Annotated in this window: 12 protein-coding genes (1 of these 12 cut by a window edge); 3 read left to right on the top strand and 9 right to left on the bottom strand. The window is 65.1% G+C overall.

Features of this window, described 5'->3' with window-relative positions; genetic code table 11:
* A protein-coding gene (locus H9K75_RS13210) for a flavin reductase family protein (protein ID WP_226858728.1) crosses the window boundary here: on the top strand, positions 1-311 show its 3' portion. 175 nt of this gene lie to the left of the window's left edge; the window shows 311 of its 486 coding nt (coding positions 176-486); its start codon lies beyond the left edge, outside the window; the stop codon is at positions 309-311.
* An 86-nt stretch (positions 312-397) separates the two neighbouring features.
* Here H9K75_RS13210 and minE read toward each other — a convergent pair whose 3' ends face one another.
* The 3 genes from minE to minC form a co-directional block, all read right to left on the bottom strand.
* A complete protein-coding gene (gene minE, locus H9K75_RS13205) occupies positions 398-664 on the bottom strand; it encodes a cell division topological specificity factor MinE (RefSeq protein WP_187723031.1) in 267 nt (88 codons plus the stop codon).
* A gap of 5 nt (positions 665-669) precedes the next feature.
* Positions 670-1,482: a septum site-determining protein MinD gene (gene minD / locus H9K75_RS13200; protein WP_187723030.1), complete on the bottom strand. Its 813-nt coding sequence runs from the start codon at positions 1,480-1,482 to the stop codon at positions 670-672.
* 84 nt (positions 1,483-1,566) lie between these two features.
* The gene (gene minC / locus H9K75_RS13195; RefSeq protein WP_187723029.1) at positions 1,567-2,331 is read right to left on the bottom strand and encodes a septum site-determining protein MinC; all 765 of its coding nucleotides are present in this window, start codon (positions 2,329-2,331) and stop codon (positions 1,567-1,569) included.
* A 312-nt stretch (positions 2,332-2,643) separates the two neighbouring features.
* Between minC and H9K75_RS13190 the strand changes: the two genes are divergently transcribed.
* Positions 2,644-4,110, top strand: coding sequence for a fibronectin type III domain-containing protein (locus H9K75_RS13190; RefSeq protein WP_187723028.1), 1,467 nt, complete (start codon positions 2,644-2,646; stop codon positions 4,108-4,110).
* 2,059 nt (positions 4,111-6,169) lie between these two features.
* Positions 6,170-6,598: an IPTL-CTERM sorting domain-containing protein gene (locus tag H9K75_RS25530; protein ID WP_226858727.1), complete on the top strand. Its 429-nt coding sequence runs from the start codon at positions 6,170-6,172 to the stop codon at positions 6,596-6,598.
* 58 nt (positions 6,599-6,656) lie between these two features.
* On the opposite strand, the gene pssA is transcribed toward H9K75_RS25530, so the two are convergent.
* From pssA to H9K75_RS13155, 6 genes are all read right to left on the bottom strand, one after another.
* A complete protein-coding gene (gene pssA, locus H9K75_RS13180; RefSeq protein WP_226858169.1) occupies positions 6,657-7,277 on the bottom strand; it encodes a CDP-diacylglycerol--serine O-phosphatidyltransferase in 621 nt (206 codons plus the stop codon).
* Positions 7,278-7,369: 92 nt separating this feature from the next.
* The gene (locus tag H9K75_RS13175) at positions 7,370-8,158 is read right to left on the bottom strand and encodes a crotonase/enoyl-CoA hydratase family protein (protein ID WP_187723026.1); all 789 of its coding nucleotides are present in this window, start codon (positions 8,156-8,158) and stop codon (positions 7,370-7,372) included.
* A 101-nt stretch (positions 8,159-8,259) separates the two neighbouring features.
* Positions 8,260-9,279 (bottom strand): acyl-CoA dehydrogenase family protein, encoded by a 1,020-nt coding sequence (locus H9K75_RS13170; RefSeq protein ID WP_187723025.1) that lies wholly within the window; start codon positions 9,277-9,279, stop codon positions 8,260-8,262.
* Between the two features lie 15 nt (positions 9,280-9,294).
* Positions 9,295-10,452: an acyl-CoA dehydrogenase family protein gene (locus H9K75_RS13165; RefSeq protein WP_187723024.1), complete on the bottom strand. Its 1,158-nt coding sequence runs from the start codon at positions 10,450-10,452 to the stop codon at positions 9,295-9,297.
* A complete protein-coding gene (locus H9K75_RS13160; RefSeq protein ID WP_187723023.1) occupies positions 10,449-11,684 on the bottom strand; it encodes a CaiB/BaiF CoA transferase family protein in 1,236 nt (411 codons plus the stop codon). The genes H9K75_RS13165 and H9K75_RS13160 overlap by 4 nt, the downstream gene beginning before the upstream one ends.
* Positions 11,681-12,676, bottom strand: a complete 996-nt coding sequence (locus H9K75_RS13155) for a Bug family tripartite tricarboxylate transporter substrate binding protein (RefSeq protein WP_187723022.1) — start codon at positions 12,674-12,676, stop codon at positions 11,681-11,683. The genes H9K75_RS13160 and H9K75_RS13155 overlap by 4 nt, the downstream gene beginning before the upstream one ends.
* Positions 12,677-12,710 lie beyond the last annotated feature (34 nt).

Here is a 12,710-nt window from a genome sequence, read left to right as displayed (position 1 = left end):
ACGTGCTGACGTCACAGCAACAGGCACTCGCCGAGCAGTTCGCGCGCCGCGACATTGATCGCTGGGCAGGCGTGGACTACCAATTGGGACGAAGCGGCGCCCCCTTGCTTTCCGGCGTGGCCGCCACGTTCGAGTGCTTCAATCGCAGCCGCCACGCCGAGGGCGATCATGTGATCTTCGTGGGTGAGGTCGAGCACTGCACGCACCATGCCGAAACCTCTCCTCTGGTCTATCACGGAGGACGTTTCTACACGGAAAGGCTGTTGAGCATTTCGACCGTGGACGACGACAAGGTGGAGCAGACGCGCTAAGCGCCGCCCACGAAGCAAAAAGGATGTACCTGCAAAAACCGGTACATCCTTTTTTCTACTTCACGAGTGCCACGTGCGCGATGCGATCACTTGGTCGCGACTTCGGGCAGTTCGATCTTCACTTCCAGAACCTCCAGATTTTCCTGGCGTTCGAGATGGACCTTGATGTCGTCCGCATTGATCGACACGTACTTGCTGATGACGGCCACCAGTTCGCGTTGCAGCGCGGGGAGATAGTCGGGCTGGCCGGCATTGCGACCGCTGCGCTCGTGCGCCAGGATGATCTGCAGGCGCTCCTTGGCGACCGACGCGGTTTTCTTCTTCTCCCCGAGCAGGAAAGACAGCAGGGACATCATTCTTACCTCCCGAAGATGCGCTTGAAGAAGCTGGGCTTCTCCGCATCGGTGAAGCGCATCGGCTTTTCCTCGCCGAGAAAGCGTGCGACCACGTCCCTGTAGGCCTCGGAGACGTCCGTGCCCTTGAGGTGAATCGCGGGCAGGCCTTGGTTGGAGGCCTGGAGGACGTTTTCGGATTCGGGAATCACGCCGATCAACGGAATGCGCAGGATGTCCTGGATGTCCACCAGGCTGAGCATCTGGCCATCTTCCACGCGGTTGGGGTTGTAGCGCGTGATCAGCAGGTGTTCCTTGACCGGCTCCAGACCCTCGATGGCGCGCTTGGTCTTGCTGCCGAGCATGCCGAGAATGCGGTCGGAGTCGCGCACGGACGAGACCTCGGGGTTGGTCACGAGCAATGCCTCGTCGGCAAAGTGCATGGCCATGAGCGCGCCGCTTTCGATACCGGCGGGCGAGTCGCAGACGATGTACTCGAAATCCATGTCGGCCAGATCCTTGAGAATCTTGCCAACGCCTTCCTGGTTGAGCGCGTCCTTGTCACGCGTCTGGCTGGCAGCAAGCACGAACAGGTTCTCGCACTGCTTGTCCTTGATGAGCGCCTGATTGAGGTTGGCCTCGCCCTGGATCACGTTGATCAGGTCATACACGACGCGGCGCTCGCAACCCATGATCAGGTCGAGATTGCGCAGACCGACGTCGAAGTCGATCACGGCGGTCTTGTGGCCGGCGAGCGCCAGGCCGGAGGCAAAGGCGGCGCTGGTGGTGGTCTTGCCCACGCCACCCTTGCCGGAGGTCACGACGACGATTTTGGCCATGTTATGCACAGTCCTTGCTACGGTTTTTTAAAAATACAAAAGAAGAATCGGTCAGTGGTCGCGGTACGGACATCTCGGGCCTTCTCACAGCGGCTCGATAAGCAGCTTTTCGCCTTCCAGGCGAACCTGTACGGCCTTGCCCTTCAAATCCGGTGCCAGATCGGTTTCGATGGCGCGGTACATCCCGGCGATCGACACGAGCTGCGCCTCCATACAGGTGCAGAAGATCCGCGCATCGGTATTGCCACGCGCGCCTGCGATGGCGCGTCCGCGCATCGGCGCGTAGACGTGGATGTTGCCATCGGCAATCACCTCGGCGCCAAAGCTGACCATGGCCATCACGACCAGATCGCCGCCGCGTGCATAGACTTGTTGGCCGGAGCGCAGCGGCTTGTCGATCACCATGGTCAGCACGGCGTCGCCGGGAACCTCCACGGGCACTTCGCGCACCACTTCCACCTCGCGGATGACTTCGCGGATCTCGGGTTTGGCGGCCTTTGCGGGTTTCTCGCGCGCGGGCGCATCGGGCGCAGCGGTCAGTCCCGCGTCATGCGCCGCCTGCATTTGTTCGGCGCTGCCGCCGCGCACGGCCACCGGCTGCGTGTGGTGCGCGCGCAGTTCGGCGATCAGCGCCCCAAAGTCGATCTCGTCGCCGTGCTCGCGCAGGGCGGTGAGGTCGATGAGCACCGGATCGTTGTCGAAAAAATCGGGATCGTCGGCCAGACGCGCCGCCAGATCGGCGGCAAAGACGGAAATGTCGGGGCTCTTGAGCATCACAGCCACCACCGGCAATTGCGCGCTCTTGAGGTCAAAACTGGTGCGGGACTGACCCGCCGTGTCAACGGCCATGAACTGAAGTGGTGGGAATCACGATATCGGCACCTGCGCGACCCGCCAACAGGCCAAGGGAACGCAGCCACCGGAAGGTAAGCCTGCCTGCGGACTTTACCGACCACCCAAGGGCCGCCAACAGACTTGTTAAACGCCGAGTGTACAGTGCGCCGCCTGAGCACCTGCATCAGGACGTTTCCCCCGCCGCGACAGGATCACGATTTCCGCGGCGGCGGAACCGGGTCGCCGCGCGCCATGTCACGATACTGTCATGACGCGCGGGCAAATTGCATCGTTTTGCAACGAAACGCCCAACAAGCCTCCACCATCGTGAAAAGTCCCCGCCCCTCTGCGCTCCGCGCCACGTCCGCGGCTACGCTGCTATTGCTGGGCACCTGCGCCGCCCTCCCGCTGAACGCCTGGGCCGCCCCGTTCGCGAGCGGCAACGTGGTCGCCTATCGCGTGGGCAGCGAGGTCAACGCGAAGTCGGTATACCTTGCGGAATACCGCGTGGACGGGAGCCTGGTGCAGCGTATTCCGCTGACTTCGACCGATGCCGCCCAGTCGCTTGCGGCAAGCTCCACCACCTCGGAAGGCCTGTTGACGCGTTCGCCCGATGGCCGTTGCCTGGCCGTTCCCGGCTACAAGGCGATTGCGGGCAGCGCAGATCCCAAGAAGGCCACGGCCAGCCAGGCCAACCGCGCCGTGAAGTTGGTGGATGCCAGCGGCGCGGGTCTGGGCGATCTGCTCGGTTTAGGCACCGCCGCCTTCAACAAGGACGCGATACGCAGCGCCATCAGCAACGATTGCGCCAGCGCCTGGGCCAGCGGCAAGGGGGACACCACGCCAAACGGCGGGATCTGGTTCAAGGGAGCGGGCAACGCAGCGGCGCTGCTGCCGGGCAACACCCAGGGCCTGGCGATTGCCGACGGCCAGCTTCTGGTGTCCGTCGCCAGTGGCGGCAAGCTGAGTCAGGTGGGCAACAATCTGCCGACGAGCGGCACGCAGAGCATCACACAGCTATCAGACATGCCCGTAAACAACTTTCGCGGTATTGCATTCGCGCGATTGGGCCAGGGTTCCGGTGCTGCGGACACTTTGTATGCCGCCGCCAATGATGCGGACCAGATTCAGAAATACATACGCAGCGGCGGTACATGGACGCCGAGCGGCTCGGTCGCGCTCGCGGGCGCGCATGGTCTCGCCGTCTATGCCACGGGTGACGGCAACGCTCTCCTGCTCGCGAGCGATGGCGCAGGCACGCTGTACCAATGGTTTGACGCATCCGGCGCGACAGGCATTCTGCAAGGCGCTCCCAACGTGATCGCCACCCTGCCTGTCGGCGAAGCCTTCTATGGGCTCGCCCTAGCGCCGGAAAGCATCTTGCCCGCGAGCCCTCCCACAGCGCCCACGCAGGTCAGGCTGACCACCCAGAGCGGCAACGACGCCACGCTTCAATGGACGGCTCCGGTGTCGGGACCCGCCGTGGCGTTCTATGTCGTCGAGGTATCGCAGGACAACTTCACCACGGTCACTCAAAGCGCCGTAGCCACCACCCCCCATCTCATGCTGACAGGTCTGCCCAGTGGCGCGCAAAAGGTTCGCGTGCGGGCGGTCAACAGCGTGGGGGCAGCGCCAGTGCACTGTCAGCGGACTTCGTCGTGGGCTCTCCGCCGACGACCTCGTTGCCGGACAACAGCGCGCTCTCCGGCACGGTGGGCGACATCAACGATGCACTCGCCACGCAGGGCCTGCGCTTCAGCGCGACCGATTCCGCGAACGGCGTGGTCACGGTGACCGCGACATCCAGCGATCAGGCGGTGGTGGCGGATGCGGGCATCCAGATCACAAACGACAACGGCAATGCGACGCTGCGGATCACGCCGACCAAGGTGGGATATGCGGACATTGTCGTCACGCTGACCGCGTCGAACCGTGCCAGCATCACACGCACGATTCGCTATGCCGCGTCGGCCAACACTGCCGCCACGCCCGGCACACGCTGGTTCGCGGGCCGCTCCGATGGATCGTCGGCTCTCATGCTGCCAAGCGGCGAGATGCTCGTGGCCGACGACGAAGCCCCCGCCAAGGATGCATCGGGCAATGCGCTTTCGGGCGGCAACGCGATCTTTGGCTACCAGCCGCAGACCGGTGGCCTGCCCGTGAGCCAGCTTGTGCCTGATGGCTCGCTCGGTCTGTCGAACACCGCCAGTTGCAGCAACGGCGGCTTCAGCGGCCTTGCCAATTGCAAGGCCGATGGCGAGGTGGATCTGGAGTCGAGCTTCATCGTGGGCGACCGCATGTACTTTGCCGGATCGCACTCCAACAACAAGAACGGCCGCTCGCGTCCCGACCGCTGGCGTTTTTTCGCCGTCGATGCGGCCACTGGCAAGGTCAGCGGCTACTACCAATGGCTGCGCGAAGACCTGCGCAACTGGGATCAGAAAAACCTGCATGGCCTGGGCGCGGACTATCTGGGTCTGGTTGCAAGCTCCGATGGCGGCGACAACAACCCGCTCAAGGCACCGGAGACCGATACGCTGTCGGGCTTTTCCATCGAAGGAAGCACGACGAGCCCGGACGATGCGCAGCTCTGGCTGGGCTTTCGCGCGCCGCTGGTGAGTGCGCCGGGCCAGTCGGCCGTGGAGGCGGACAAGGCGACGAACCGCACGCACGCGCTTGTCATACCGGTGACCAACTACGCGGCCCTGCCCGGCGCGAGCGGCGGCAGCAAGAACAGTGCGACTTTCGGCGCACCGGTGCGCCTTGATCTGGGCGGGCGCGGCATTCGCGAGATCCGCAAGAACGCGAATGGCGAATACCTGATCATCGCCGGACCACCGAATGGAGCCAACGGCAGCGCGCCCCGTGACTTCCGCCTGTTCTCGTGGGATGGGCGCGTGAGCAGCAACGGACTGCTCGCACTCAACGTGCGCCAACTCGCTGCCGATGTGGCCGCGTTCACACCGCCCCGCACTGCATGCTCGGCCGAAGGCATTGGCACGTTGCCCGCGGCGCTTGCGCAAGGCGGCGCGGCCACCATCGTCAGCGACTGCGGCGATGCCGACTTCTACGGCGATGGCAAGGCGGCCAAGGACCTGGGCTTTGCGGCATGGAAGAAATTCCGCAGCGACAGCGTGAACATCGCCGCGCTGCCCGTGGTCACGCTGGCGCAAACCGCGACCACCCCAAGCGGCGCCGATTTCTCGGCGCAGGGCACACAAACGGGCATGCTTCACGCCGTCGTGCTCGCGGCCAATGCGCCCGTGCCGAGCTGGGAGCAAGTGAAGGCGGGCCAGGGCGCCACCGGCGAGGCCGCATTGTGGAGCACCGCCGGCATCGCGCTCACGGCGGGCGAGGCTGGCAGGCTGAGCGTCTCGGGTCTGGCGGCGGATACGGCCTTTGTGGCCTATGCCATCGTTGTTTCCGCCGATGGCGTTGCCAGCCTGGTCGCACCCACCGCGTTCCGCACGGGCGCAGGGGCCACGACGCCCGCGATCCAGTGGGGTGACCTGCCCACGCGCACGCTGGGCAGCGCCCCGTTCACCGTATCCGCTACCGGCAATGCGTCCAACAACCCGGTGCAATTCGCAAGCAGCACGCCGGGCGTTTGCCAGAGCAGCGGCGCGAACGGCGCAAGCATCACGCTGCTTGCCGTCGGCACCTGCACGATCCGCGCGACGCAGGCGGGCACGGCGGGCTCGCCCGACGCCGCTCCGGTGCAGCGCAGCTTCCCGGTTCAACTGCCTGCCTCTACCGGCAGCACACTGCCAGGCGGCGATGGCGGCAGCGCCACGGTCACCGGCAATGGCTGGCAATTTGCCGACAATTCCGTGGGCCGGTATCCGCCGGTTCAATGCCGCCACTGCCGAATGGCTACCGGTTTGTGCAACAGGCGGGCTTTGGCTTTGTGCTCGTGGGCGGCTCAAGCAGTGTTGCGGCGCGCGTCACCTGGCAATGGACTCAGCCCGCGCCCGCAGCGGCGACGCTGTGGAAGTTCGGCCCGACGGCGGGCAATGCCACGCCGCACTGGTATGACGCCAAGGCGCAGTTCAACGGGGCACGCACCAGCGGCAGCTTCTCGCTCACCGACGGCGCAGACGGCGATGCGGATCGCCTCGTCAACGGCGTCATCGTCGATCCGGTGTTCCTCGTCGAACCCACGGCGATCACCGAACCGTCGAACCCTGCCAGTGTGCCCACGCTCTCGGAGATCGCACGGACATTGCTCGCGCTTGCGCTGGCCGGTTTCGCCGCGCTGAGCTTGCGCCGACGCGTTCCCTGAAAAACAAAATGCCCGCAGATGACTGTCTGCGGGCATTTTTGATGGGCGGCGTGTTCGCTCAGAGCTTGGGAATCTTGATGCGGCTGATCATCAACGAGCCCGACAGCGCAAACATCAACACCAGTGGATGCACGGTGAAGCCCGCGATCATGACCTTGCCGAACCACAATTGATCGCGCACCGCACCCATCCACGCAGCGACCGCCAGCACCAGCACGAGCACGAACGAGGTCGGGATCGGCGTGCCTTCAAAGAATTTGACCTTGCCCGAACCCTCGGACAGGACTTCAGCTGTGACGTTGTAGCGCGCCAGACGCGACACGCCACAGGCCACGAAAAACGCCAGCACGATGCGGTCGTACAGCCCCTGCATGCCGCAGGCGTACGCAATGATCGCCGGTGCCACGCCGAACGAGATCACGTCGGCAAGCGAATCCAGCTCGCGCCCCATCGCGGAGGACTTCTGTCGCCAGCGCGCGATCCGGCCATCGAGCACGTCGAACACCAGTGCCGCGAACACCAGCGCGCAGGCGAAGTAGATGTGCTGAACAGCACCTGTTTCGAGAAATGACATTGCCGAAAACAGGGCCCCAACGCCACAGACGGCATTGCCCAGCGTGAACCAGTCCGCGAGGTGAAACTCGCGGATCATCGAGAAACGTTTTGGACGATCGGTCATGCCTGCATTATGAAGCGTTCGGACACGTCTTCGCGAATTGCCCCACTGGACAATGCGCGACTGCTCATCTTTTAAGCGCCGTCGCCTGATCCCTACTGAAATTTCGGCGCGCGCTTCTCGATAAAGGCCGTGACGGCTTCGCGGTGATCGGCGGTCTTGTGCGCCACGGCCTGAAAGCCCGCCGACATCTCGAGCAGCGACGCCAGCGATGCCAGCTGACCTTCGCGCAGCAGGCGCTTGGTCATGCGCATCACCGCACCGGGGTTGGCGGCAATTTTCGCGGCGAGCGCGCGGGCTTCGGCGAGCAACTGGTCCGCTGGCACCACGCGCGAGACCAGCCCGCAGGCCAGCGCTTGCGCCGCGCTGATGGCCTCGCCGGTGAACGCCATTTCGGACGCCTTGGCATAACCCACGGCGCGCGGCAGCAGCCACGCGCCGCCGTCGCCCGGCACGATGCCCACGCGCACAAAGCTCTCGGCAAACGTGGCGTTGTCGGCGGCGATGCGGATGTCGCACATGCAGGTCAGGTCAAGCCCCGCGCCGATGGCCGGACCGTTGACCGCGCAGATCACCGGCACGTCGAGCTGGTACAGCGCATTCGGAATGCGCTGGATGCCCTGGCGATATTCCTCACGGATCAGGTCGGGCGTGAGCGCGTCGTCGAAAAAGCGCTTCATGTCCTTGACGTTGCCGCCCGAGCTGAAGATCGGACCCGCGCCGGTCAGGATGATCACCTTCACGCTCGCATCCTTGCGCACGTCGTCGCAGAGCTGCACGAACTCGTCAACCGCGGTGTTGCCGGTGAGCGCATTGCGCGTCTCGGGCTGGTTCATGGTGACGGTAAGAATCGCACCGTCGCGTTCAAGATTCAGGAATGCCATGGAAGTGTCTCCTTGAAAAATTCATTGTGGGTATCGTCTACACACGCGCCATCCGGTATTGCGCACTCTCCCGTTGGGGGCGAGGGTGAAAGACATGGCACTCAAGCCGTTTCCACATCCGTGATCCGCCGGATGACATCGAGCGTGAGCCCTTGCGCATCGAGCAGCGCCGCGCCCGCGACGTTGTGCCAATAGGCTTCGCTGCCAGCGGTCTGCCGCCACGCATGGAGCCGACGCGTGAACAGTTGCAGGTCGTATTCTTCCGTGAAACCGATGGCACCATGGATTGCGTGCGCCGTCTCCGACACCGCAAGCGCCGCCTGGCTGCAGCGCGCCTTGCCTGTCGCCACACGCAGCCGGTCGGGCACGATGCCCGCGCCGCTGCAGCCCAGTTGGGCGGCCATGCGCGAGGCGAAGACATGTTCGCTCATCACGGCCAATTGGTGCTGGATGGCCTGGAACTTGCCGATGGGGCGGCCAAACTGCTGACGTTCGTTGGCATATTGCAGCGTGCGATCGAACACGGTTTTCAACGCGCCCGCCATTTGTGCGGCGACCACCGCGGCCTGCGCCGTGCGCACGTCGGCCCCGGCCTGCACCACGCGAGCGGACTGCCATTGCGCGTGGCTCCACTGCACGGCTGCGTCGAGCGCCAGTGCCTGATCGCCCAATGTCGCGCCTTCGAGGCCCAGCAGACGCGATTCGCCGTCCACCTGCAGCAGCACGGATTGCGCAACGCGGGCATTGCGCACCAGGGGCGCGCTGATGCCGGAGTCCACACGCATCCCGCTGGCCAGCACGATGCGACCTGCGGGCTTGTCCACGCTCGACGCCGCGAGCATGGCGCGCACCAGCATGGTGTCCGCGAGAGGCAATGGCAGCGCATGCGCGCCGCATTGCTCCAGCACGCCGAACACCGCGCCAAGGCCCAGGCCCGCGCCGCCCTGCTCTTCGGCGAGCATCGCATCGGCGAGACCCGTGGCTTCGAGTTGTTCCCAGAGCGCCGCCGTTTCGGGCGCGGCGTTGCCATGCGCCTCGATGGCGCGCACCACCTCGGGGCTGCACTGGTCGGCCAGCACCTCGCGCGCGGCATCGGCAAACAGATCGTTATCGTGGCTCATTTCCTAACCTCCCAATCAACGCAGACCCAGACCGCGCGCGATCATGCCGCGCAAGATATCGCGCGTGCCGCCACGCAGCGAGAACGAGGGCGATGCCTCGGTCACGTACTTGAGCGTCATGAGCAATTCCACCGGCACATCTTCCGTGTCGCGCGAGAACAGATCCTCCGCAATCGCAGCGGGAATGAACTGCTCCAGCGTCGTGCCCAGCTCCTTGACCAGTGCGGCGTCGACGATGGGGCTTTCGCCGCGCACCAGTTTTTCCTGCACCGACACCGACATCGCGCGCAGCGGCGCAAGCTCGGTGAGCACGCGACCCGCAAGCTGCTGCGCCGAGGCCGTGCGACCGCTGGGCGTGCGCACGTAGTCGAGCCACTGGTCGAACAGCACGATGGACGAGAACAGACGCTCCGGCCCGCTGCGCTCGAACGCAAGCTCGGCGGTGACCTGCTCCCAGCCCTGGCCTTCCGCGCCGATGAGCGCATCGGCCCCGAGCTGCACGTTCTCGAAGAACACTTCGCAGAAATGGCTGTCGCCCGACAAATCCTGAATCGGCCGCACGGTCACGCCGGGCAGCGACAGATCGACGATCACCTGCGACAGCCCCTTGTGGCGGTCCTCGCTCGTGCCCGAGGTGCGCACCAGCGCGATCATGTACTGGCAGTGGTGCGCGTTGGTGGTCCAGATCTTCTGGCCGTTGAGCACAAAACCCTCGTCGTTGGGAACTGCCTTGGTGCGCACGCTCGCGAGGTCCGAACCGGAATTGGGCTCGCTCATGCCGATGCAGAAGAACGCCTCGCCCTTGCAGACCCTGGGAATGTAGAACTGCTTCTGCGCTTCGGTGCCGTACTTGAGGATCAGCGGCGCGCTCTGCCGGTCGGCGATCCAGTGCGAGCCCACCGGCGCGCCGAAATTCAGGAACTCCTCCACGAGCACATAGCGTGTGAACGCGCTGCGTCCGCCGCCGCCGTACTCCTTGGGCAGCGTCACGCCGAGCCAGCCTTTCCCGGCAAGTTCGCGGCTGAATTCGGTGCTGTAGCCGCCCCAGGAGCGCGCCCGGATGTGCGCGGGCAGCCTGCGGGTGGCCTCGGCGAGGAAGGCGCGCACCTCATCGCGCAGCGCCTCGTCGGCGGCGGGAATGCGCGTGAGGCTCAGGGAAGCGAGCGTGCTCATGCCAGAACTCCTTTTTCTTTCAGATCCGCAATCTGCTGCGAAGACAAGTCGAGATGCCGCGCGAGCACTTCCTCGGTGTGCTGGCCGAGTTCGGGCGGCGAGAGGCGGTAGTCCACCGGCGTGTCGGACAGGCGGATCGGGCTTGCCACGATCGGCACCGCCCCGGCTTCGCGGTGCTGCATTTCAAGCCGCATGCCGCGTGCGCGCACCTGCGGGTCGTCGAATACGTCGCGTACCGTGTTGATCGGGCCGCAGGGCACGGCATGCTGTTCGAGCAGCGCGACCCAGTCCCTCGTGGTCCGGGTGGCCGTGAGTTCGCGAATCATCGCGACCAGTTCCACGCGATTGGCAAGGCGTGCGGAATTCGTGCTGAAGCGCTCGTCGCCCGCCCACTGCGACTTGCCGGCCGCGTGGGCAAACCGCGCGAACTGGCCGTCATTGCCGATGGCCAGAATCATGTAGCCGTCCGCGGTCGGGAAGTCCTGATACGGCACGGTGTTCGGGTGCGCGTTGCCCATGCGCTCGGGCACCTTGTCGCTGTACAGGTAGTTCATCGCCTGATTCGCAAGGCAGGCAACCTGCACGTCGAGCAGCGCGAGGTCGATGTGCTGGCCGCGTCCGGTGTGCTCGCGGGCCTGCAGCGCGGCGAGGATCGCCGTGCTCGCATACAGCCCCGTGAGAATGTCGGTGAGTGCCACGCCCACCTTGACCGGGCCACCGCCGGGCTCGCCATCGGGCTTGCCGCTGACGCTCATCAGGCCGCCCATGCCCTGGATCAGGAAATCGTAGCCCGCGCGGTGCGCATAGGGACCGCTCTGCCCGAAGCCCGTGACCGAGCAGTACACAAGGCGCGGATTGATCTTCGCGAGGCTCGCGTAGTCGAGCCCGTATTGCACCAGCCCGCCGGTCTTGAAGTTCTCGACCAGCACGTCGCATTGCGCGGCGAGCCGCCGCACGAGTTCCTGGCCTTCGGCTTGCGTGAAGTCCACCGCCACCGATTGCTTGTTGCGGTTGGCGCACATGTAGTAGGCCGATTCGCGCGTGCGATGACCCGCCTTGTCCTCGACGAATGGCGGGCCCCAGGCGCGCGTGTCGTCGCCGGTTTCCGGGCGTTCGATCTTGATGATCTCGGCCCCGAGATCGCCGAGCGTCTGGGCGGCCCACGGGCCGGCCAGCACGCGCGAGAGGTCGAGCACCTTGATGTGCCGGAGAGCGCCGTGGTTCGTGGTCATTGCAGCGGGACCTTGGACTGCACCACGATGCGCTTCCAGAGTTCGATTTCCTTTTTCTGGAATTCGCGCATCTGCTGCGGGCCGCCGGTCATCGGGGTGGCGCCGATCTTTTCGTAGAACGCGCGCGTCTCGTCCATCTTGGAGATCTGCGTGAACAGGTCGGCGAGCTTCTGCGTCTGGGCGGCGGGCGTCTTGTGGTTCACCATGGCGCCGACCCAGGTGTAGGCTTCAAAGCCCGGCAGGCCCGCCTCGGCAATCGTGGGCACGTCGGGCGACGTGCCCACACGCTTGTCGCTCGCCACGCCGAACACCTTCACGCGGCCACCCTTGGCGAGTTCCTGAACAGCGGTCACCTCGGCGAACGCGAAATCCACCGTGCCGCCGGCCACGGCCGTCATGGTTTCGCCCGCGCCCTTGAACGGCACGTGCACCGTCTGCACCCTGGCCGCGTCGTTGAGCAGTTCGCCCATGAGCTGGTAGCCCGCCGAACCGGCACCAAAGTTCACCTTGCCCGGATGGGCCTTGGCATAGGCCAGCAGGCCCTTCAGGTCCTGATACGGGGCGTCCGGCGTGACCGCCAGCATGGCGGGCGAGCGCATCATCATGGTGAGCGGCGAGAAATCGGCCACCGGGTCGTAAGGCAATTGCTTGAACAACGCCACATTCACCGCGAGCGTGGAGTTCGAGCCGATGAAGACCGTATAGCCGTCAGCAGGCGCGGAAAGTACCTGCTTGACGGCGATGAAGCCGTTCGCGCCGGGCTTGTTTTCGACGACCACCGATTGACCGGTGAGATCCTGGAGCTTGCGCGCAAAGTAACGCGCCGAGGTGTCCGTGCCACTGCCCGGGCCGAACGGCACGATGAACTTGATGGTCTTCGAGGGAAAACCGTTGTCCGTCTGGGCAAGAAGCGGCGTACCGACGGCGCCAATGGCCAGCAGGCCGGCAGCGGTGAGCGTGCGCAGGGCAAACCTGCGGTTTCGGAATGGCATGTCTTGTCTCCTTGATGGGCTCTCGCGCCCCTGG

Source organism: Diaphorobacter aerolatus, from assembly GCF_014489535.1.
Classification (GTDB): Bacteria; Pseudomonadota; Gammaproteobacteria; order Burkholderiales; family Burkholderiaceae_C; genus Diaphorobacter_A; species Diaphorobacter_A aerolatus.
The sequence above is the reverse complement of the archived record's forward strand: the minus strand, read 5'-3'. Positions and strand labels throughout refer to the sequence as shown.